Origin of the sequence: Vibrio sp. 10N.261.55.C5, from assembly GCF_041470505.1 — a bacterium.
In the GTDB taxonomy this organism is placed as follows: Bacteria; Pseudomonadota; Gammaproteobacteria; order Enterobacterales; family Vibrionaceae; genus Vibrio; species Vibrio crassostreae_C.
The window spans coordinates 1-22,523 of sequence record NZ_JBFRMS010000065.1; the positions used below are offsets into that span (position 1 = coordinate 1).

General features: G+C 45.2%; 23 protein-coding genes. 19 read left to right on the forward strand and 4 right to left on the reverse strand.

The genetic code is table 11. From position 1 onward, the window contains the following. Window positions 1-168: 168 nt before the first annotated feature. From gyrB to dnaA, 4 genes are all read right to left on the reverse strand, one after another. Window positions 169-2,586 (reverse strand): DNA topoisomerase (ATP-hydrolyzing) subunit B, encoded by a 2,418-nt coding sequence (gene gyrB / locus AB4263_RS21270; protein ID WP_017058811.1) that lies wholly within the window; start codon window positions 2,584-2,586, stop codon window positions 169-171. A gap of 17 nt (window positions 2,587-2,603) precedes the next feature. Next, on the reverse strand, window positions 2,604-3,683 hold the full coding sequence (gene recF, locus AB4263_RS21275; RefSeq protein ID WP_017058810.1) for a DNA replication/repair protein RecF: 1,080 nt from the start codon (window positions 3,681-3,683) through the stop codon (window positions 2,604-2,606). 53 nt (window positions 3,684-3,736) lie between these two features. Beyond that, window positions 3,737-4,837 (reverse strand): DNA polymerase III subunit beta, encoded by a 1,101-nt coding sequence (gene dnaN / locus AB4263_RS21280; RefSeq protein ID WP_017058809.1) that lies wholly within the window; start codon window positions 4,835-4,837, stop codon window positions 3,737-3,739. Between the two features lie 81 nt (window positions 4,838-4,918). After that, entirely contained in the window at window positions 4,919-6,340 is a 1,422-nt protein-coding gene (gene dnaA, locus AB4263_RS21285) for a chromosomal replication initiator protein DnaA (RefSeq protein WP_017058808.1), read from the reverse strand. Between the two features lie 311 nt (window positions 6,341-6,651). Here dnaA and AB4263_RS21290 point away from each other — a divergent pair, with 311 nt between their 5' ends. From AB4263_RS21290 to atpA, 19 genes are all read left to right on the forward strand, one after another. Further along, on the forward strand, window positions 6,652-7,401 hold the full coding sequence (locus AB4263_RS21290) for an amino acid ABC transporter substrate-binding protein (RefSeq protein WP_009848135.1): 750 nt from the start codon (window positions 6,652-6,654) through the stop codon (window positions 7,399-7,401). A 135-nt stretch (window positions 7,402-7,536) separates the two neighbouring features. After that, window positions 7,537-8,208 (forward strand): amino acid ABC transporter permease, encoded by a 672-nt coding sequence (locus tag AB4263_RS21295; protein WP_017632660.1) that lies wholly within the window; start codon window positions 7,537-7,539, stop codon window positions 8,206-8,208. After that, window positions 8,205-8,942, forward strand: a complete 738-nt coding sequence (locus AB4263_RS21300; RefSeq protein ID WP_372098860.1) for an amino acid ABC transporter ATP-binding protein — start codon at window positions 8,205-8,207, stop codon at window positions 8,940-8,942. The genes AB4263_RS21295 and AB4263_RS21300 overlap by 4 nt, the downstream gene beginning before the upstream one ends. A 206-nt stretch (window positions 8,943-9,148) precedes the next feature. Next, the gene (gene rpmH, locus AB4263_RS21305) at window positions 9,149-9,283 is read left to right on the forward strand and encodes a 50S ribosomal protein L34 (protein ID WP_004735800.1); all 135 of its coding nucleotides are present in this window, start codon (window positions 9,149-9,151) and stop codon (window positions 9,281-9,283) included. Window positions 9,284-9,328: 45 nt separating this feature from the next. After that, a complete protein-coding gene (gene rnpA / locus AB4263_RS21310) occupies window positions 9,329-9,652 on the forward strand; it encodes a ribonuclease P protein component (protein ID WP_017055478.1) in 324 nt (107 codons plus the stop codon). Further along, on the forward strand, window positions 9,619-9,876 hold the full coding sequence (gene yidD / locus AB4263_RS21315; RefSeq protein WP_004735802.1) for a membrane protein insertion efficiency factor YidD: 258 nt from the start codon (window positions 9,619-9,621) through the stop codon (window positions 9,874-9,876). Before rnpA ends, yidD begins: the two co-directional genes overlap by 34 nt. 2 nt (window positions 9,877-9,878) lie before the next feature. Then, the gene (gene yidC, locus AB4263_RS21320) at window positions 9,879-11,501 is read left to right on the forward strand and encodes a membrane protein insertase YidC (protein ID WP_017058806.1); all 1,623 of its coding nucleotides are present in this window, start codon (window positions 9,879-9,881) and stop codon (window positions 11,499-11,501) included. A gap of 130 nt (window positions 11,502-11,631) precedes the next feature. Beyond that, window positions 11,632-12,993, forward strand: coding sequence for a tRNA uridine-5-carboxymethylaminomethyl(34) synthesis GTPase MnmE (gene mnmE / locus AB4263_RS21325; protein WP_029235098.1), 1,362 nt, complete (start codon window positions 11,632-11,634; stop codon window positions 12,991-12,993). Between the two features lie 50 nt (window positions 12,994-13,043). Beyond that, the gene (mioC, locus tag AB4263_RS21330) at window positions 13,044-13,478 is read left to right on the forward strand and encodes an FMN-binding protein MioC (RefSeq protein WP_136974237.1); all 435 of its coding nucleotides are present in this window, start codon (window positions 13,044-13,046) and stop codon (window positions 13,476-13,478) included. 482 nt (window positions 13,479-13,960) lie between these two features. Continuing rightward, a complete protein-coding gene (mnmG, locus tag AB4263_RS21335) occupies window positions 13,961-15,856 on the forward strand; it encodes a tRNA uridine-5-carboxymethylaminomethyl(34) synthesis enzyme MnmG (protein WP_017058802.1) in 1,896 nt (631 codons plus the stop codon). Beyond that, window positions 15,856-16,488 carry a 16S rRNA (guanine(527)-N(7))-methyltransferase RsmG gene (gene rsmG / locus AB4263_RS21340; RefSeq protein WP_372098861.1) on the forward strand — a complete coding sequence of 211 codons (633 nt, stop codon included), beginning with the start codon at window positions 15,856-15,858 and terminating at the stop codon, window positions 16,486-16,488. The genes mnmG and rsmG overlap by 1 nt, the downstream gene beginning before the upstream one ends. Before the next feature lie 14 nt (window positions 16,489-16,502). Continuing rightward, the gene (locus AB4263_RS21345; RefSeq protein ID WP_029235097.1) at window positions 16,503-17,276 is read left to right on the forward strand and encodes a ParA family protein; all 774 of its coding nucleotides are present in this window, start codon (window positions 16,503-16,505) and stop codon (window positions 17,274-17,276) included. A 23-nt stretch (window positions 17,277-17,299) separates the two neighbouring features. Further along, a complete protein-coding gene (locus tag AB4263_RS21350) occupies window positions 17,300-18,181 on the forward strand; it encodes a ParB/RepB/Spo0J family partition protein (RefSeq protein ID WP_017063024.1) in 882 nt (293 codons plus the stop codon). A 192-nt stretch (window positions 18,182-18,373) separates the two neighbouring features. Further along, the gene (locus AB4263_RS21355) at window positions 18,374-18,763 is read left to right on the forward strand and encodes a F0F1 ATP synthase subunit I (protein WP_017058798.1); all 390 of its coding nucleotides are present in this window, start codon (window positions 18,374-18,376) and stop codon (window positions 18,761-18,763) included. A gap of 8 nt (window positions 18,764-18,771) precedes the next feature. Continuing rightward, complete coding sequence (gene atpB / locus AB4263_RS21360; protein WP_017058797.1) at window positions 18,772-19,569, forward strand: F0F1 ATP synthase subunit A; 798 nt, start codon at window positions 18,772-18,774, stop codon at window positions 19,567-19,569. Window positions 19,570-19,617: 48 nt separating this feature from the next. Then, window positions 19,618-19,875, forward strand: a complete 258-nt coding sequence (gene atpE / locus AB4263_RS21365) for a F0F1 ATP synthase subunit C (RefSeq protein ID WP_004411110.1) — start codon at window positions 19,618-19,620, stop codon at window positions 19,873-19,875. 59 nt (window positions 19,876-19,934) lie between these two features. Further along, window positions 19,935-20,405, forward strand: coding sequence for a F0F1 ATP synthase subunit B (gene atpF, locus AB4263_RS21370; RefSeq protein ID WP_032545592.1), 471 nt, complete (start codon window positions 19,935-19,937; stop codon window positions 20,403-20,405). Window positions 20,406-20,420: 15 nt separating this feature from the next. Next, entirely contained in the window at window positions 20,421-20,954 is a 534-nt protein-coding gene (atpH, locus tag AB4263_RS21375) for a F0F1 ATP synthase subunit delta (RefSeq protein WP_017058795.1), read from the forward strand. Between the two features lie 13 nt (window positions 20,955-20,967). Beyond that, window positions 20,968-22,509 carry a F0F1 ATP synthase subunit alpha gene (atpA, locus tag AB4263_RS21380; RefSeq protein ID WP_008221384.1) on the forward strand — a complete coding sequence of 514 codons (1,542 nt, stop codon included), beginning with the start codon at window positions 20,968-20,970 and terminating at the stop codon, window positions 22,507-22,509. Window positions 22,510-22,523 lie beyond the last annotated feature (14 nt).

The following is a 22,523-nucleotide window of genomic DNA, read 5'->3' on the forward strand; positions in this document are numbered from 1 at the left end:
TCGGCGCACCATAAAAAAGCACCATCCAAAGGATAGTGCTTTAAAATGATTTTAGTTTTTTGAGACGAAGCTATTTGGCTTTAGTTCAAGGAAGAGGCGCGGAGCATACGAATGTATGTGAGCACCTCTGACACAGAAATTAAGCCAAAGAGCGAAGTATCAAAGAGACTAAACGTCTAGGTTTGCTACTTTCAGTGCATTCTCTTCGATGAAGTTACGACGAGGTTCAACTTGGTCACCCATTAGCGTCGTAAACAACAAATCAGCACCAACAGCGTCTTCAATTGTTACTTGCATCATACGGCGAGTTTCAGGATCCATCGTGGTTTCCCAAAGTTGATCAGGGTTCATCTCACCTAGACCTTTGTATCGCTGTAGGCTTAGACCACGACGAGACTCTTTCACTAACCAGTTCAGAGCATCAACGAAGCTAGAAACTTCTTGAGTACGCTCACCACGCTTAATGTAAGCGCCTTCTTCAATCAAGCCATCAAGAGCTTCAGAAAGATCCGCTAGCTTACCAAACTCTTTAGAGTTAATAAGATCGATGCTTAGTAGGTGTTCATGAGTCACACCATGAGTACGAACCACAATCTTAGGAACGCTTAAGCCTAGCTCTTCGTGTTTTTCAACTTCAAGGCTGTATTGGCTTGCACCTACTTCTTTCGCGTTTAGCTGTTCAACAAGCTGCTTACCCCAAGCTTCAACTGCCGCGTCATCATGACACTGCTCGGCCGTTAGACGAGGAACGTAAATCAGTTCGTGAACCAATGCGCGTGGGTAACGGCGGCTCATACGATCAACAAGCTTGATGCCTGCATTGTATTGCTGAACAAGCTTCTCTAAACCTTCACCTGCAAATGCTGGCGCTTCAGGGTTTACGTGCAGTTCTGCGTTGTCTAAAGCCAAAGATACTTGATACTGGTTCATCGCATCTTCATCTTTAATGTACTGCTCTTGCTTACCTTTCTTCACTTTGTAAAGTGGCGGTTGAGCAATGTAGATGTAGCCACGTTCAATCAGCTCTGGCATTTGACGGTAGAAGAACGTCAGTAGCAGGGTACGGATGTGAGAACCATCGACATCGGCATCGGTCATGATGATGATGTTGTGGTAACGCAGTTTATCTGGGTTGTATTCGTCACGACCAATACCACAACCAAGAGCGGTGATTAGCGTTGCTACTTCTTGAGAAGACAGCATTTTATCGAAACGTGCTTTCTCTACGTTAAGGATTTTACCTTTCAGCGGTAGGATTGCTTGGTTCTTACGGTTACGCCCCTGCTTAGCTGAACCGCCAGCAGAGTCTCCTTCCACAATATATAGTTCAGACAGTGCAGGATCTTTTTCCTGACAGTCAGCAAGCTTACCAGGAAGACCCGCTAAATCTAATGCGCCTTTACGACGAGTCATTTCACGAGCTTTACGCGCTGCATCACGAGCACGTGCTGCATCAATAATTTTAGAACAAACTGTTTTCGCTTCACCTGGGTTCTCAATAAGGAACTCAGACAACTTCTCACCCATTGTAGATTCAACGGCAGACTTCACTTCTGAAGAAACCAGCTTATCTTTAGTTTGGCTTGAGAACTTAGGATCAGGCACTTTAACAGAAACAATCGCCGTCAGACCTTCACGAGCATCATCACCAGAGGTCGCAGTCTTCGCTTTCTTAGAGAAGCCTTCCTTGTCCATGAAGCTGTTCAGAGTACGCGTTAGCGCCGCACGGAAACCTGCTAAGTGAGCACCACCATCGCGTTGAGGGATGTTGTTGGTGAAACAGTAGATGTTTTCTTGGTAGCCGTCATTCCACTGCATCGCAACTTCAACGGTAATACCGTCTTCGCGCTCAGAGTTAAAGTGGAAGATTTTTTGGATGATTGGCGTTTTGTTAGTATTAAGGTGTTCAACAAACGCTTGGATACCGCCTTCGTATTCGAAGTGATCCATTTTGTCTTCTTCGCGCTCGTCAATTAGCTTAATTGATACACCTGAGTTCAAGAATGATAGCTCACGTAGACGCTTAGCTAAAATGTCGTAATGGAACTCGATGTTAGTGAAGGTTTCTTCACTCGGCCAGAAACGAATCTCTGTACCTGTTTTATCCGTGTCACCGATAACCGCTAGTGGCGCTTGAGGCTCACCGTGGCTGTAGGTTTGAGTGTGGATTTTGCCACCGCGGTGGATAGTAAGAGTAACTTGCTTAGAAAGTGCGTTAACTACTGAAACACCAACACCGTGCAGACCACCAGATACCTTGTACGAGTTATCATCGAACTTACCACCAGCGTGAAGAACCGTCATGATTACTTCGGCTGCAGATACGTTTTCTTCTGGGTGCAATTCTGTTGGAATACCACGGCCGTCATCGCTCACAGACACAGAACTATCTTCATGGATAGTTACAATGATGTCATTACAGTGACCAGCTAGCGCTTCATCAATAGAGTTATCTACCACCTCAAAAACCATGTGGTGCAGACCGGTACCATCATCCGTGTCGCCAATGTACATTCCAGGACGCTTACGTACCGCATCCAGACCCTTCAGTACTTTAATACTCGATGAATCGTAATTATCTGACATAGTTACTCTCTGACTAATTATCCTTGCTCTATTTTGCCATGTTCCACATGAAACATCCTGCTATTTTCGTCATGCATATCTGCAATCTGATCAGCGGTAATAGAGCTTACAAAAACTTGAGCCTGGGTCGCCTTTAAACACTCAGCAAGACGTGCTCGGCGTTGGCTATCTAATTCGGAAGCGAAGTCATCTATCAAATAGATGCACTGCTTACCTGTCATTTGAGTGAGGTGTTGCCCTTGTGCTACTCGTAGCGCGCACACCATCAACTTCAATTGACCTCGTGACAAGACATCTTCCACTGGAGTGCCGTTCACTTTTATCTTCAGATCCGCTTTGTTTGGCCCACTAAAGGTGTAACCAAGCTGCTGATCCCTTTCAAAATTCTTTTCTAATATATCGGCGTACGGGGTGTCTTTGTCCCAGCCACGATAGTAGTTAATCTTTATCTCAAACTCAGGAAGGAAGGTCGCACAGATTTCTTCGGCGACTTCTTTGAGCTGATCAACGTAGGTGGCACGCCACTGACTGATGCTTTCTGCTAAACGGGCCAATTCTTGGTCCCAATAGCTCAGCTCTCGATAGTGCGTTGCCGTTTTCAATAAGGCGTTTCGCTGCTTATTGAGGCGCTTTACCCTGCCCCACGCATCATAAAAGCCCGACTCACTGTGGAAGACTCCCCAATCAATGAATGCTCGGCGATGCTTAGGTCCATCGGTTAGTAAATCAAACCCTTCAGGGTGAATCAACTGCAAAGGTAAGACTTGAGCTAACTGAGCCAACTTTTGCCCAGTTTGACCGCTTATTTTAACCTCTGTCGTGCCATCGCGCTGCTTATTAATGCCAATTGGCAGCTCAAATTGATCCGAGGTCATAAAACGGCCATGTACAAACAGCTCACTACACTCGTTTTGTATGATACGACCGGTAAGTGAACTCTTGAATGAGCGACCATGTCCGAGCAGATACACAGCTTCAAGGACACTGGTTTTGCCGCTTCCGTTAGCCCCTATAAGAAAGTTAAAGCCTGATGACGGTTGAATGTCACAGGCTTCAATATTTCTAAACTGCTTAACGATTAAGCGCGATAAAGGCATAACGTCTTCATATTAATCTTCAATCACGACTCGGTAGGTCAACATAGGGCTGCTTATAAGCGAATTGGCATAACAACGTACATCGCGCTGTCATCTTGTGCGTTCTCGATAAGAGCACTCGCATTGGCGTCTGACATTGAGATGCGAACCTGTTCACAACGCAGTGTGTTCAGAACATCCAATACGTAGCTTACGTTGAAGCCAATCTCTAGCGCGTCACCGTCGAAGTTAACATCGAGTACTTCTTCTGCTTCTTCTTGCTCTGGGTTGTTCGCGGTAATGCGCATCTCGCTATCCGCAAGGTTAACGCGAACACCACGGAATTTTTCATTCGATAGAATCGCAGCACGAGAAAATGCTGAACGTAATTCATCACAGCCAGCTTCAAGTGTCTTGGTGGTATTTTGCGGCATTACACGGCGATAATCAGGGAAACGACCATCAACCAGCTTAGAAGTGAAGACATAGTTGTTCACTTCAGCTCGCACGTTAGAGTTACCAATTTGCAGTGTTACTGGCTGTTCAGGTGCATCCAATAGCTTCACTAGCTCTTGAACACCTTTACGAGGAACAATGATCTGCTTCTGAGCAAAATCCGCACCCAGTTGTGCTTGAGATACTGCCATACGGTGACCATCGGTCGCCACGCTGCGCAGGATAGAGCCTTCAATCTCAAACAACATACCGTTGAGGTAATAACGAACATCTTGGTTCGCCATTGAGAATTGTGTTTTCTCGATAAGACCGCGAAGTTCAGCTTGTGTCACTGACACTTCAACTTCACTGCTCCAGTCTTCAATATTTGGAAAATCTGCCGCAGGTAATGTTGCTAAAGAGAAGCGGCTACGACCAGAGCGAACCTGAATACGGTCACCATCCAATACCACCGTGATCACTGAGTTATCTGGCAATCCACGGCAGATATCTAGGAATTTACGTGAAGGTACGGTAATGCTACCCGCTTCGAAATCACCTTCAAGCGTTACACGGCTGATCAGTTCAACTTCTAGATCCGTCGCTGTCATCGACAACACGTTATCTTCTACTTTAATCAGTAGGTTTCCTAGAATTGGAAGCGTTGGCCTGCCACCGAGTGCGCCAGATACTTGTTGTAATGGCTTAATCAGGTGACTACGTTCAATGGTAAATTTCATATCTTGCTCTTACGGTCTAAATGGCACTGCGTAATAGTACGTGGCCAAGATTCTGCTTATTAAGGTTAAGAATACTGTGTATTAAGAAGAAAGGGTACGAATCAAGTTCGAATAATCTTCTTTAATGTCGTGGCTCTCTTCACGCAGCTGAGCAATCTTACGACAAGCATGCAGTACCGTCGTGTGGTCACGACCACCGAATGCATCGCCAATCTCAGGCAAGCTATGGTTTGTTAGCTCTTTCGCCAGTGCCATCGCCAATTGACGTGGACGAGCAACAGAACGAGAACGACGCTTAGACAATAGATCAGCGACTTTGATTTTGTAGTACTCGGCTACTGTCTTTTGAATGTTATCAATAGTGACCAGTTTTTCTTGCAGTGCAAGTAGGTCACGCAGTGCTTCACGCACGAAGTCGATCGTGATCGGGCGGCCAGTGAAGTTTGCATTCGCAATAACACGGTTCAATGCGCCTTCCAGTTCACGAACGTTAGAGCGTAGACGCTTGGCAATAAAGAACGCCACTTCATCCGCAAGGTGAATTTGGTGGTCTTCGGCTTTCTTCATCAAGATCGCAACACGTGTCTCAAGCTCTGGTGGCTCAATCGCTACCGTCAAACCCCAGCCGAAACGAGATTTAAGACGATCTTCTACCCCGTTGATCTCTTTTGGATAACGGTCAGACGTTAGGATGATCTGTTGATTGCCTTCAAGCAGCGCGTTAAAGGTATGGAAGAACTCTTCTTGAGAACGCTCTTTATTAGCAAAGAATTGGATGTCATCGATAAGCAATGCATCAACACTACGGTAGTAGCGCTTAAATTCTTCGATCGCGTTGTTTTGCAGAGCCTTTACCATATCCTGAACAAAACGCTCTGAGTGCATGTAAACCACTTTCGCATTCGGCTTATTATCAACAATGGCGTTACCCACCGCATGCAACAAGTGCGTTTTACCTAAACCAGTGCCGCCGTATAGGAACAACGGGTTGTAGGCTGTACCTGGGTTATCAGAAACCTGACGTGCCGCAGCCAAACCGAGTTGGTTCGACTTACCTTCAACAAAGTTATTGAACTTATGTTTTGGGTTCACGTTTGAGCGGTGATTCAAGTCAACCGCGACAGGCTCTTCATCACGCCAGATATTATGGACAGGTTTGCGAGCTTGTAATTGCGCAGGTGCTGATGACTCAGCGGCCACATCAGCTGCAGTGCGAGTCTGAGTTGGTGTCGGTGTCGCAGGCTTTGGTGCAATCACACGCTTGCTTCCCACTTCAAAATGAAGATGTGGGATATCGTTACCGCAATATTCTTGCAGCAGACGGTTAATGCTATTTAGATACTTATCACGAACCCAATCGAGTACGAAACGGTTCGGTGCAAATAGAGTTAGAGTATTGTCATTGAGTTCCGCTTGTAACGGACGAACCCACATACTGAATTCTGTAGCTGGTAACTCTTCTTGAAGCTGTTGCAAACACTGCAACCAAAGCGAAGATGACACGGTGCCCTCACTCTATTTAAAGTAATATGAAATGACCGCTAATTTTACCTGTTGATAAGTCAGATCACCAGCAATTGATCACAGATCCAGTGAATAAGATCCAAGTTATTCACAATAAATTTGTAATTTATCGGTGGATCCACACATCTTGCCCCTAATTTACTCACACAATGATCCACTTATGCCCGGATCCTTGCTAGTTATCCCCAAATCGGGAATTCAATCTGGTTATGGTTAATAACATCTGGTTATTTATTCTAGTGAGCATTTTCCCAGTAACATCCAAACCCATAAATATAAGGAGTTACCAAATGAATAACTGGATTAAGGCTGCAATTGCGGCTATCGCACTCTCTGCTGCTACTGTTCAAGCTGCGACTGAAGTTAAAGTCGGCATGTCTGGTCGCTATTTCCCGTTTACGTTCGTTAAACAAGACCAGCTACAGGGTTTTGAAGTGGATTTATGGGATGAGATCGGTAAGCGTAACGATTACAAGGTTGAATACGTAACGGCAAACTTCTCTGGTCTGTTTGGTCTTCTTGAAACGGGTCGCATCGATACCATTTCAAACCAAATTACAATGACGGATGCACGTAAAGCGAAATACCTATTCGCAGACCCATACGTAGTAGACGGCGCACAAATTACCGTTCGTAAAGGTAATGACAGCATTAAAGGCATCGAAGACCTTGATGGCAAGACGGTTGCGGTAAACCTAGGCTCAAACTTTGAACAACTGCTTCGCAGCTACGACAAAGATGGCAAGATCAATGTAAAAACCTACGATACAGGTATTGAACATGACGTGGCACTGGGTCGTGCCGATGCATTCGTAATGGATCGCCTATCAGCACTAGAGCTTATCAAGAAGACTGGTCTACCATTACAACTAGCAGGTCAGCCATTCGAAACAATTGAAAACGCTTGGCCTTTCGTCGACAACGATAACGGCAAAAAACTGCAAGCAGAAGTAAATGAAGCATTAGCAGCAATGCGCGCAGATGGTACGCTAGAAAGTATCTCTCAGAAATGGTTTGGTGCGGACATTACTCAGAAGTAATTACTCACTTTCTCCATTCAAGGCCCACTGCTTTATACAGCGGTGGGCTTTTTGCTTTTGTGCACTGATTAAAAAACCTGATACAACAGTACTTACATATAGAACAACACTGCCAATAAAAATACGAGATAGATTATGGGATTTGACTTTAATTACATGCTAGAGCTGTTGCCGATACTGTTAAAGTATCTCGGCACCACCATGGAGATGGCGATTTGGGGCTTGTTCTTTGCTCTGATCCTGTCTCTGATACTGGCGAATATTCGTGTATTCAAAATCCCAGTGCTCGACCAACTGAGCCAGCTGTACATTAGCTTCTTCCGAGGCACACCACTGTTGGTGCAGCTGTTCCTCCTTTATTACGGCTTACCACAAGTCTTCCCGTGGATGGTTGGGTTGGATGCCTTCAGCGCCGCTGTGATTGGCTTAACCCTGCACTTTGCCGCGTATATGGCAGAAAGTATTCGTGCCGCGATTATCGGTATTGATCGCAGCCAGATGGAAGCCAGCCTTTCGGTCGGTATGACAACCAGCCAAGCGATGCGCCGAGTGATCTTACCGCAAGCAACTCGCGTGGCACTGCCGTCGTTGATGAACTACTTCATCGATATGATCAAGTCGACTTCACTTGCCTTCACCCTAGGTGTCGCCGAAATCATGGCTAAAGCTCAGATGGAGGCTTCTTCAAGTTTCCGCTTCTTCGAGGCTTTCTTAGCAGTCGCACTGATTTACTGGGGCGTGGTGGTTATCCTCACTCGTATTCAAATTTGGGCCGAAGTGAAACTGAATAAGGCGTATGTACGATGATCAAATTACAAAATATCCACAAGCAGTTTGGTGACACCGAAGTTTTGAAAGGGATCGACCTAGAAATCAAACAAGGTGAGATAATTGTCATCATAGGTTCAAGTGGTACGGGTAAATCTACCCTACTGCGTTGTGTGAATTTTCTAGAGCAAGCCGATCAAGGCACGATTTCGATTGATGATATCAAGGTTGATACTCAGAAACACACTAAGGCAGAGGTGCTTGCACTGCGTCGTAAGACCGGTTTTGTGTTCCAAAACTATGCACTGTTCGCTCACCAAACCGCGAGACAGAATATTGCTGAAGGTTTAATTACAGTTCGTGGTTGGAAAAAACAGCAAGCCCATGAAAAAGCACAACAAATACTTGATGATATTGGCTTAGGTGACAAAGGTGATAGCTACCCAGCCGCGCTCTCTGGTGGCCAGCAACAACGGGTGGGTATTGGCCGTGCAATGGCACTACAACCCGAGCTTTTACTGTTTGATGAGCCGACTTCAGCGCTCGATCCTGAGTGGGTTGGCGAAGTGCTTAACCTAATGAAAAAACTGGCAAATCAGCATCAAACCATGCTGGTGGTTACCCATGAAATGCAGTTCGCGAGAGAGGTCGCAGACCGAGTGATCTTCATGGCTGACGGTCATATTATCGAGCAGGGATCTCCACAGGATATTTTTGGTAATCCACAGGATCCTAAATTAAAAAAATTCTTAAATAAGATTGGGATCGACTAAGGATCCTTGTGATTTTAGTTATTCTACGTATAATCCCCCGACCGGAATTTTAGTTAACCCAATCATTGACACTTTTTGTGACAGTGATTACAATTCCGCCTCTTTGTTGAGAGGCGTCGGTTTTCCTTTCTTATATAAAGAAGAGAAAAAATGCCCACGCCGGGTTTAACAAAAACCTAAAACTACTGATCAGTAAGGTAATTACAATGAAACGCACTTTTCAACCTACAGTTCTAAAGCGTAAGCGTACTCACGGTTTCCGTGCTCGCATGGCTACTAAGAACGGTCGCGCAACAATCAATGCACGTCGTGCAAAAGGCCGTAAGCGTCTTTCTAAGTAATCTTTGATTATTTTGAATAAGCTAGCCTTCGGTCGGGAGTTACGCTTGTTAACTCCCGAACATTATCAAAATGTCTTCAAGCAAGCTCATCGAGCTGGCTCCCCTCATTTCACCATCATTGCCCGAAATAACTCTCTTTCAAATCCTCGTCTTGGATTAGCCGTTCCGAAAAAGCAGATTAAAACCGCCGTGGGTCGTAACCGATTCAAGCGTCTTACTCGTGAAAGCTTTCGTAACACTCAACACAAACTTCCTAACAAAGATTTTGTTGTAATCGCTAAGAAGAGCGCGCAAGATTTAAGCAATGAAGAAATGTTCAAGCTACTCGACAAATTATGGCTTCGCCTGTCTCGCCCTTCGCGTGGATAGCGCTAATACCCATCTATTTTTATAGATGGTTTATTAGTCCACTCATCGGCCCACGCTGCCGATTTACTCCAACCTGCTCTTTATATGCGATAGAAGCGTTGAAAGCTCACGGTTTTGTAAAAGGGTGTTGGTTATCAGGCAAACGTCTATTAAAATGCCATCCTTTGAACGAAGGGGGCTTTGACCCCGTTCCACCAGTCCAAAAACAAGACAGAGATAAATAACGATGGATTCTCAACGTAATATCCTGTTAATCGCATTGGCTTTGGTTTCTTTCCTACTGTTCCAACAATGGAACGTAGCTCAGAATCCAGCACCACAAGCGGTTGAGCAGGCACAATCTGGCAGCACCCTACCAGCGCCATCTTATGCAGATGATCTAGACCCGGCTCCTGGTCAAGTTGCTTCTTCTGCTAAAACTATCACAGTAACAACTGATGTACTGACTCTGTCAATTGATACGGTTGGTGGTGATGTCGTTAAAGCAAACCTAAACGATTACTCTGCTGAGTTCGATTCTGAAGATACGTTTGTTCTTCTTAAAAACGAACCCGGTCACCAATTTATCGCACAAAGCGGTCTAGTGGGTCCTCAAGGTATCGATTTAAGCAGCACAAACCGCCCAAGCTACACAGTTTCAGCAGACAGCTTCACGCTTGCTGATGGTCAGGATGAACTACGCATCCCGATGACTTACCAAGCGAACGGCCTTGATTACACGAAAACATTCATCCTTAAGCGTGGCAGCTACGCAATGGATGTTGAATACGATGTAGTCAACAACTCTGGTAACAACGCGACATTCGGCATGTACGCTCACCTGCGTCAGAACGTAATGGATGACGGCGGTAGCCTAACAATGCCAACTTACCGTGGTGGTGCTTACTCTACGGAAGATACGCGTTACAAAAAATACAGCTTCGACGACATGCAAGATCGCAACCTGTCTCTTAACCTAGCAAACGGTCAAGGTTGGGCAGCGATGATTCAGCACTACTTTGCAAGTGCATGGATCCCACGCGACGAAGCAGGCAGCAACCTTTACACTCGTGTAATTGGTAACCTTGGCGACATCGGTGTTCGCATGCCGAACAAAACCATCGCTACTGGCGACGAAGCAAACTTCAAAGCAACGCTTTGGGTTGGTCCTAAACTTCAAGACCAAATGGCTGCTGTTGCACCTAACCTAGACCTAGTAGTTGACTACGGTTGGTTATGGTTCATTGCTAAACCACTTCATACTCTGCTTTCGTTCATTCAAGGCATCGTTGTGAACTGGGGTCTGGCAATCATCTGTCTAACTTTCATCGTTCGTGGTGCTATGTACCCACTAACGAAAGCTCAGTACACGTCTATGGCGAAAATGCGTATGCTTCAGCCTAAGCTGACTGCAATGCGTGAGCGTATCGGCGACGACCGTCAACGCATGAGCCAAGAAATGATGGAGCTTTACAAGAAAGAGAAAGTAAACCCACTAGGTGGCTGTTTACCTATCCTTCTGCAAATGCCTATCTTCATTTCGCTATACTGGGCACTAATGGAGTCTGTTGAACTGCGTCACTCACCGTTCTTCGGTTGGATTACTGACCTTTCAGCACAAGACCCATACTACATCTTGCCACTTCTGATGGGTGCTTCAATGTTCCTAATCCAGAAGATGAGCCCGACAACTGTAACGGATCCAATGCAGCAGAAGATCATGACCTTTATGCCGGTTATGTTCACATTCTTCTTCCTGTTCTTCCCTTCAGGTCTGGTTCTATACTGGCTAGTATCGAACATCGTAACTCTGATTCAGCAAACGCTTATCTACCGCGCGCTGGAAAAGAAAGGCTTACATTCTAAGTAAGTTCGATAATAGAAAGAGACAAAGAAAGGCGACCAAAAGGTCGCCTTTTTGTTTTTAGCTGATTACAATTCAGCTAATTGATTAATCGTGAGCGCCCCTTTTTGGCTTTCACATGCTAGCAGGCACAACTATGACTACAGATACGATTGTTGCTCAAGCGACTGCACCCGGCCGTGGCGGCGTCGGTATTATTCGCGTTTCAGGCCCACAAGCAGCCCAAGTTGCGCTTGAAGTTACCGGCAAAGTACTGAAACCACGTTACGCTGAGTACACCCCTTTTAAATCTCACGATGGTTTAGAGCTAGACCAAGGCATCGCGCTTTACTTTCCTAACCCGCACTCGTTTACCGGTGAAGACGTTTTAGAGCTGCAAGGCCACGGTGGTCCTGTGGTAATGGATATGCTCATCAAGCGCATCCTCGCTATTCCAGGGCTACGCGCAGCACGCCCAGGTGAGTTCTCGGAGCGTGCCTTCTTGAACGACAAGATGGATTTAACCCAAGCAGAAGCGATTGCTGACCTCATTGATGCCAGTTCAGAAGAAGCGGCGAAATCAGCTCTGCAATCGTTGCAAGGTGAGTTCTCGAAACGCATTAATACGCTGGTGGACTCTCTGATTCACTTACGCATCTATGTTGAAGCCGCTATCGACTTCCCAGAAGAAGAGATTGATTTCCTTGCTGACGGTAAAGTAAGTGCTGACTTACAAGCTATCATCGACAACCTCGAAGCGGTTCGCCAAGAAGCCAATCAAGGTGCCATCATGCGTGAAGGTATGAAGGTGGTGATTGCAGGTCGTCCTAATGCCGGTAAGTCGAGCTTACTGAATGCATTATCGGGTAAAGACTCCGCGATTGTGACTGATATTGCAGGTACAACCCGTGATGTACTTCGTGAACATATCCATATTGATGGTATGCCACTGCACATTATTGATACCGCAGGCCTGCGTGAAGCCTCGGATGAAGTCGAAAAAATCGGTATTGAACGCGCTTGGGAAGAAATTGCTCAAGCCGATCGCGTTTTATTTATGGTCGATGGCACCACTACCGATGCAACCGACCCGAAAGATATCTGGCCAGATTTCGTTGATCGTCTGCCGAATAACATCGGAATGACCGTGATTCGTAACAAAGCCGATCAAACCGGTGAAGATCTCGGGATTTGCCATGTTAATGATCCAACTCTGATTCGACTATCAGCAAAGACGGGACAAGGCGTTGATGCACTACGTAATCACTTAAAAGATTGCATGGGCTTTGCTGGTGGCAATGAAGGTGGCTTCATGGCACGTCGTCGCCACTTAGATGCCCTAGAACGCGCATCTGAGCATCTAGATATTGGCCAGCAACAGCTCGAAGGCTATATGGCAGGGGAAATCTTGGCAGAAGAACTGCGTATAACGCAGCAACACCTTAACGAGATTACTGGTGAATTCAGTTCCGATGACCTACTCGGCCGTATCTTCACCTCTTTCTGTATTGGTAAATAACCTTTAAAGGCCGGCTCATGCTGGCCTTTTTCTTTAGTAAGGACAGCTTAATGATCCACATTATTACAGGCAGCACCTTAGGTGGTGCAGAGTACGTTGGCGATCACCTTAATGATCTTCTTGAAGAGCAAGGCCACGAGATCACCCTTCATAATCAGCCTGAATTCGATGATATTCCCCAACAAGGCTTTTGGTTGCTGGTGACTTCAACTCATGGTGCGGGTGAATTTCCAGATAATATTAAGCCGTTTATCGACGCATTGGCCCAGCAATCTCCAGATTTAAGCCCGGTTCGCTTTGCTGTCGTGGCGCTTGGTGATTCGAGTTACGATACCTTCTGTTTGGCGGGAAAATCAGTCCACAGCCAGATGAAAGAGCTCGGTGCTCAGCCTATTTCTGACTGTTTTACCATCGATGTATTGGAAACTCCGGTACCAGAAGACGCAGCAGAAGCTTGGTTCAACGATCATAGCGACCAGTTTTAACCTCTCTCCTCTCTCAAAAAGCGGCTTATGCCGCTTTTTTTGTCTCTGAACATCGTGATTGTGAATAACTTTTTTTCAAAAACACCGAAAATTAGCGATCTATTTTCAATTTCTGCTGTGGATAAGATCATACATATACGGTGATTAACCTATAGTTATCCAAATAACAAGTTTTAGGCTAATTTCCTCCTGTGAATAAGTAGCCATTTTGATCCCAGCTAATCCTCATCCTGATCAAAGTTAGATCACATCATTTGATCCAAAAAAGATCCATGATCTCGTTGATCATTTCCGACTTATCCACAGATACCCTCGATCCTAATAATAGATCTAATAAAAGATCTCCTTAAAGATCTTATCTATATTAATTAAAAACAGCTTTTTCGAAAAATCCCAAAAACGTTTTCTCAGGCTATGAAAACAGGTAGAATATCGCTCCTTTTTATCAATCTAGAAAACGTTTGAATACCTGAGGTCGGTTCATGCTTTATCACGAAAAATTTGACGTCATCGTTGTTGGTGGTGGCCATGCAGGAACGGAAGCCGCACTCGCATCTGCACGTACTGGTCAAAGTACGTTATTACTTACTCATAATATCGATACACTAGGACAAATGTCTTGTAACCCAGCCATTGGCGGGATCGGTAAGGGCCACTTGGTAAAAGAGGTCGATGCAATGGGTGGATTAATGGCGCAAGCTATTGATCATGCAGGTATTCAGTTCAGAACATTGAACGCATCAAAAGGCCCTGCGGTTCGTGCTACTCGTGCACAAGCTGACCGCGCACTGTACAAAGCCTTTGTTCGTAACGTTCTTGAAAACACGCCAAACCTGACTTTGTTCCAACAGTCGGTTGATGACTTGATCGTTGAACAGGATCAAGTGGTAGGTGTGGTAACGCAGATGGGCCTTAAGTTCCGCGCAAGCGCTGTGGTTCTGACTGTGGGCACATTCCTAGGCGGCAAGATCCATATTGGTATGGAAAGTTCTTCAGGTGGCCGTGCTGGTGATCCACCATCGATCGCACTGGCTGACCGTCTTCGTGATCTTCCATTCCGAGTTGATCGCCTGAAAACAGGTACTCCTCCTCGTATCGATGCGCGTAGCGTTGATTTTTCTGAGCTTGAGGTTCAGCACGGTGATAACCCGACGCCTGTTTTCTCGTTCATGGGCAGCCGAGCTCAACAACCTCGTCAAATTCCATGTTACATCACGCATACCAATGAAAATACGCATGACGTAATTCGTGCCAACCTTGATCGCAGCCCTATGTACGCGGGTGTGATTGAAGGCATTGGCCCTCGTTACTGCCCTTCGATTGAAGACAAAGTAATGCGTTTTGCTGACAAGAACAGTCACCAAATTTTTATTGAGCCAGAAGGTCTAACGACTCACGAGCTATACCCGAATGGTATCTCTACCAGTCTGCCGTTTGATGTACAGGTTCAAATTGTTCGTTCGATGAAGGGCTTTGAAAATGCTCATATCGTTCGCCCTGGCTATGCGATTGAGTACGATTTCTTTGATCCTCGCGACCTTAAGCTGACTTACGAAACTAAGTTTATCAAAGGTCTATTCTTTGCGGGTCAAATCAACGGTACCACTGGCTATGAAGAAGCGGCTGCACAAGGCTTGATGGCCGGTCTGAATGCAAGTTTGTTTACTCAAGGCAAAGAAGGCTGGAGTCCACGTCGTGACCAAGCTTACATGGGCGTGCTTATCGACGACCTATCTACCATGGGTACCAAAGAACCTTACCGCATGTTTACGTCTCGCGCGGAATACCGTCTGCTGCTTCGTGAAGACAACGCCGATATCCGCTTGACTGAAAAGTCGCGTGAACTTGGCCTTGTTGATGACGCTCGTTGGGCTCGTTTCAACGAGAAGATGGAAAACATGGAGAAGGAGCGTCAACGTCTGAAAGAGACTTGGATTAATCCAAAATCTGAAGATATTGATCAACTGAACCAAATTCTGAAAACACCAATGTCTCGTGAAGCGAGCGGTGAAGATCTTCTTCGTCGCCCTGAAATGACTTATTCACAGTTAACCGCATTGGATCGTTTTGGTCCTGCACTGGAAGATCAACAAGCGTCTGAGCAAGTTGAGATCCAAGTGAAGTACGATGGTTACATTCAGCGTCAACAAGACGAAATTGAAAAATCACTGCGTCATGAAAACACCAAACTGCCTGCTGATATCGATTACAGCAAGGTAAAAGGACTTTCTAACGAAGTGGTTCTTAAACTAACGACAGCTAAGCCTGACTCAATTGGTATTGCTTCGCGAATTTCAGGTATCACACCTGCAGCAATCTCAATTCTGTTGGTTTACTTGAAAAAACACGGCCTGTTGAAAAAAGGTGAGGAAGCATAATGAGCGCATTACGCGAAAAACTGGATCACCTTATTGGCCAGACTGAACTTGAAGTATCTGAAAAACAACGTGGCCAGTTGGTTGGCTACGTTGAGTTACTGAACAAGTGGAACAAAGCTTATAACCTAACATCAGTTCGTGACCCACAAGAAATGATGGTGAAACATATCTTAGATAGCATCATTGTTAGCACTCACTTACAAGGTAAGCGCTTTATCGATGTGGGTACGGGACCTGGTCTTCCTGGGATTCCGCTCTCAATCATGAATCCAGACTGCGAGTTTTACTTGCTAGACAGCCTAGGTAAGCGTATTCGTTTTATCAAACAGGTGATTCATGAGCTGGGTATCGACAACGTGGTACCGGTTCAAAGTCGCGTTGAAGAATTTCAACCAGAAGAAAAGTTTGATGCAGTGCTCAGTCGTGCATTTGCGTCAATGACAGACATGGTAGAGTGGTGTCACCATTTACCTAAAGAGCAATCCGGTGTATTTTTGGCTCTTAAGGGACAACATCCTAGAGACGAAATCGACCAGTTACCTGAATGGTGTTCAGTGACAGACATTAAAGCTTTGCAAGTGCCAGAGCTTGATGGAGAGCGTCATCTAGTTACTTTATCGCGTCAGGGATAATCAGCGAGGCCATAGTGGGTAGAATCGTAGCAATTGCCAACCAGAAGGGTGGCGTAGGAAAAACAACAACTTGCATTAATTTAGCAGCATCAATGGCGGCAACAAAACGCAAGATATTGGTTGTTGACCTCGATCCTCAAGGTAATGCCACTATGGCGAGCGGTGTCGACAAGTATCAAGTTGAAGCAACAGCTTACGATTTGTTGGTTGAAGACACCCCATTTGATGAGGTGGTTTGCCGGAGTACATCTGGCAATTATGACCTCATCGCCGCGAACGGTGATGTTACTGCGGCAGAAATCAAGCTGATGGAAGTGTTTGCTCGTGAAGTTCGTTTAAAAAATGCACTCGAACCCATTCGTAATAACTATGATTTCATCTTTATTGATTGCCCGCCCTCATTAAACCTTCTTACAATCAACGCGATGGCTGCGGCCGACTCCGTATTGGTTCCTATGCAATGTGAATACTTTGCTTTGGAAGGTTTGACTGCATTGATGGATACCATCAGTAAGCTAGCGGCTGTTGTAAACGAGAACCTGAAGATCGAAGGTCTTCTGCGTACTATGTACGATCCTCGCAACCGCTTATCGAACGAAGTATCTGATCAACTCAAAAAACACTTTGGTAGCAAAGTCTACCGAACTGTGATCCCTAGAAATGTGCGTCTGGCAGAAGCCCCGAGTCACGGCAAGCCAGCAATGTACTACGACAAATATTCCGCAGGAGCTAAGGCTTACCTTGCTCTTGCTGGCGAAATGTTGCGTCGTGAAGAAGTCCCAGTATAGGTCCAACCAAAGGAATTCGCTCAATGTCTAAGCGTGGTTTAGGAAAAGGGCTAGATGCATTGCTTGCAACTAGCTCATTGGCTCGTGAAAAACAGCAAGTTGCTTCTCATAGTCAGGCGTTGTCGGCTGATGGTGAGCTTATTGAACTGGCTGTTGGTTGCTTGAAGCCTGGTGTATATCAACCGCGTAAGGATATTGCGCCGGAAGCGCTAGAAGAGTTAGCGGCATCTATACAATCTCAAGGCATTATCCAACCGATCGTTGTACGCCCTTTAGCGCACGACCAATTTGAGATTATTGCTGGTGAACGTCGTTGGAGAGCGGCTCGTCAAGCTGGTCTTAAACAAGTTCCATGCTTGATCAAGAGAGTAGAAGACAAGGCCGCGATTGCGATGGCATTGATCGAGAACATTCAACGTGAAGATCTGAATGTTATCGAAGAATCACAAGCGCTAGAGCGCTTGCAGAACGAGTTTTCACTGACACATCAGCAGGTCGCCGATGTGATTGGTAAATCCAGAGCTACCGTTAGTAACTTATTACGTCTAAATCAGCTCGAAAATGAAGTAAAAGGTTTAGTTTCCAGTAAACAACTAGAAATGGGGCATGCTAGAGCACTGCTTGCGCTTGAAGGTGTTACCCAGGTTGAGGCAGCGAATACCGCAGCAACCAAAAAAATGACCGTGCGTCAAACTGAGCAACTTGTCAAAAAGTGCTTAAAACCAGACGTTGAAGCTGAATCGAAGCCCGAAGACACTGAGGCCATCGAACTTTCACGAAGACTCACGGAAAAATTGCAAGCAAACGTTTCAGTTACTCGTTCTGTTAGCGGTAAGTCAAAAGTGACAATTACTCTTGATGAGCCTCACAAATTAGAGCAACTTATTGCTAAACTAGAGTACTAAATGAGATAATTGATTTAGGTCAATTATGTAATAAACAAGTGATTTCGTACAAAAGTTGTAGGTTTGTATGCAAAAATGTAAATGATTGCAGCATTGTTATTGCAATCAATTTGGCTGAACGTATAATTTTCGCCAATTTCTCAGCACGCTTTTAAGCGAGTGGTAAAGTGGGCTTAAAAGAGGAACGAATACATGGTAGCGGCGTTAGCAAGACCAGGACGAGTGCTTGCAAAGCAAATGTTATTGATCGAGCTTAGCGCGGTTATATTAGTGGCGATAGGGTTAGGTTTAGCTGTTAATCCTGATTGGGGTTTTGCTGCATTAATCGGTGGCGGTATTTTTGTCATCGCGAATGCAGTTTTTTGTGTGTGTGCTTTCCTATTTAGTGGAGCTCGCGCAACTAAGTTAGTTGCGGCGTCGTTCTATGCAGGCGAAGCGCTAAAAATCCTTATCACAGTTCTACTATTCTCTATTGTCTACATGTATATGCAGGTGGAATTAGTTCCCCTCAAACTGACCTATTTACTGGTTCTAGGTATTAATATCTTTGCGCCAGTGCTTTTCATTAACAATAAAAAATAGGATGAGTTATGGCTGCGCCAACAGCATCCGGATACATTGAGCACCACTTACAAAACCTTTCTTTAGCTAAGTTTGGTCTTGTAGAGGAGACAAGTTTCTGGAACGTACATATAGACAGTCTGTTTTTTTCGGTGTTGACAGGGATGTTATTCCTTTGGGTTTTTCGCTCAGTCGCTAAGAAAGCAACAGTAGGTGTACCTGGTAAGCTTCAGTGTTTTGTTGAAATGGTAGTTGAATTCGTTGATGGCAACGTTAAAGACACTTTCCATGGCCGCAACCCTCTGATTGCTCCATTAGCACTGACTATATTCTGCTGGATTATTTTAATGAACTTGATGGACTTAGTGCCTATCGATTTCTTACCATATCCTGCGGAGCATTGGCTAGGTATCCCTTATTTGAAAGTGGTTCCTTCAGCTGATGTTAATATAACCATGTCAATGGCCTTAGGTGTTTTTGCTCTGATGATCTACTACAGCATCAAAGTAAAAGGCTTAGGTGGATTCGCCAAAGAACTTGCTTTACATCCATTTAATCACCCAATCATGATCCCGTTTAACCTACTGATTGAAGTGGTATCGCTACTCGCGAAGCCTCTATCACTTGGTATGCGTCTATTCGGTAACATGTTCGCAGGTGAGGTTGTATTCATTCTTTGTGCGGCAATGCTACCGTGGTATTTACAATGGGTAGGCTCTCTACCTTGGGCTATCTTCCATATCTTGGTTATTTTGATTCAAGCATTTGTTTTCATGATGTTAACAATTGTTTATTTATCAATGGCCCATGAAGATGGCGATCACTAAAAATTTTTAAGTTTTATTCTAACTATTAATGTTAATCGGAGAACGTAAATGGAAACTGTACTAAGTTTTTCAGCAATCGCTGTTGCTATTATTGTTGGTCTTTGTGCCGTAGGTACTGCAATTGGTTTTGCTATTCTTGGTGGTAAATTCCTAGAAGGCGCTGCGCGTCAACCTGAAATGGCTCCAATGCTACAAGTTAAGATGTTCATCATCGCTGGTCTACTGGATGCTGTTCCAATGATCGGTATCGTAATCGCACTACTATTCACGTTTGCTAACCCATTTGTTGGTCAACTAGCAGGCTAATTAACTGTTAATTAGTTAATTAAATTTTTGTAGTTGATTCTTAACGAGGGGTAGCTGTTGTGAATATGAACGCAACTCTGTTAGGTCAAGCAATTGCTTTTTCTATGTTTGTTTGGTTCTGCATGAAATATGTATGGCCACCAATCATGCAAGCAATTGAAGAGCGTCAGAAAAAAATTGCTGACGGTCTAGTAGCCGCTGAACGCGCTGCTAAAAACTTGGATCTAGCACAAGCCAACGCTTCTGACCAATTGAAAGAAGCGAAGCGCACCGCAACTGAGGTTATTGAACAGGCAAATAAACGCAAGGCTCAAATTATTGATGAAGCTCGCGAAGAGGCTCAGGCAGAACGCCAGAAAATCTTAGCGCAAGCGGAAGCCGAAATTGAAGCTGAGCGCACACGTGCCCGTGATGACCTGCGCAAACAAGTCGCAACTCTGGCAATTGCTGGTGCTGAGAAAATCCTTGAGCGTACAATCGATAAAGATGTACACGATGATCTTCTTAACAACATTACTGCAAAACTTTAAAGCAAGGGGCTGTATATGTCTGATTTGACTACAATCGCACGCCCCTATGCTAAAGCAGCGTTTGACTTTGCGGTAGAGAAAGGTGAGCTAGACCAATGGGGTCAGATGCTTACTTTTGCTGCCGAAGTGGCACAAAATGATGATGTTCACAATTTCTTAAGCAGCTCTCAAACTGCTGAAAAATTAGCTGAAGTATTCATTGTAATTTGTGGCGAACAATTTGATGAATTCGGCCAGAACTTGATAAAAGTAATGGCAGAGAATGGCCGCTTAATGGCTTTTCCTGATGTTTGCAAAGAGTTCTTATTGCTCAAACAAGAGCACGAGAAAGAGATCGACGTTGAAGTCACTTCAGCGGTTGAACTTTCTAAAGAACAACGCGCAGAGATCAGCAGCAAATTGGAACAGCGCTTAGCGCGCAAAGTTCAGCTGAATTGCAGTATAGATGAGACTCTACTTAGTGGAGTTATTATTCGAGCCGGAGACCTAGTCATCGATAACTCAGCGCGCAGTCGTTTAGACCGCCTGAGCGATGCATTGCAGTCTTAATGGGGATTGGAGCATGCAACTTAATTCCACTGAAATTAGCGATCTAATTAAACAACGTATTGAATCTTTCGACGTTGTTAGTGAAGCTCGCAATGAAGGTACTATCGTTTCGGTAAGCGATGGCATCCTTAGCATTCACGGCCTAGCGGACGTGATGCAAGGTGAAATGATTGAACTACCGGGTGGCCGTTACGCGCTAGCACTTAACTTGAACCGTGATTCGGTTGGTGCTGTTGTAATGGGCCCATATGCTGACCTACAGGAAGGCATGAAAGTTACAGGTACGGGCCGCATTCTTGAAGTGCCAGTAGGTCCAGAACTACTTGGTCGTGTTGTAAACACACTAGGTGAGCCAATTGATGGCAAAGGTCCTATCGAAGCGAAACTGACTTCGCCTGTAGAAGTAATTGCACCAGGTGTAATCGACCGTAAATCGGTAGATCAACCTGTACAAACTGGTTACAAGTCTGTTGACTCAATGATCCCAATCGGTCGTGGTCAACGTGAACTAGTAATCGGTGACCGTCAAACTGGTAAAACAGCGATGGCGATCGATGCGATTATTAACCAAAAAGATTCAGGTATTTTCTCTATCTACGTAGCAATCGGTCAGAAAGCATCGACTATCGCTAACGTAGTTCGCAAACTAGAAGAGCACGGCGCGCTAGCTAACACTATCGTTGTTGTTGCATCAGCTTCTGAATCTGCAGCGCTACAATACCTAGCGCCATACGCAGGTTGTGCGATGGGTGAATACTTCCGTGATCGCGGTGAAGATGCACTGATTGTTTATGATGATCTATCTAAGCAAGCAGTAGCTTACCGTCAGATCTCGCTACTACTTAAGCGTCCACCAGGTCGTGAAGCGTTCCCAGGTGATGTTTTCTACCTTCACTCTCGTCTACTAGAGCGTGCTGCTCGTGTAAGCGAACACTACGTAGAAACATTCACTAACGGTGAAGTGAAAGGCAAGACTGGTTCTTTAACTGCTCTTCCTATCATCGAAACGCAAGCTGGTGACGTATCTGCATTCGTACCGACGAACGTAATCTCGATTACCGATGGTCAGATCTTCCTACAAACTGAGCTATTCAACGCGGGCGTACGTCCAGCTGTTGACCCAGGTATCTCAGTATCTCGTGTAGGTGGTTCAGCGCAGACTAAAATCATCAAGAAGCTATCTGGCGGTATCCGTACAGCTCTAGCACAGTACCGTGAACTTGCGGCATTCGCACAGTTCTCGTCTGACCTTGATGAAGCGACTAAGAAGCAGCTAGACCATGGTCAAAAAGTTACAGAGCTAATGAAGCAGAAGCAATACGCTCCTATGTCTGTATTTGACCAAGCACTTGTAATCTTCGCTGCAGAGCGTGGTTACCTTCAAGACGTAGAGCTTGCTAAGCTTCTAGACTTTGAAGCTGCTTTACTATCGTTTGCTCGCGGTCAATATGGCGATCTAGCTACACAGATCGACACAACGGGTGCTTACAACAATGATATCGAAGCTGAGCTGAAGAAGCTTGTTGACGATTTCAAAGCAACCCAGACCTGGTAATTGGTGGGTGGCCT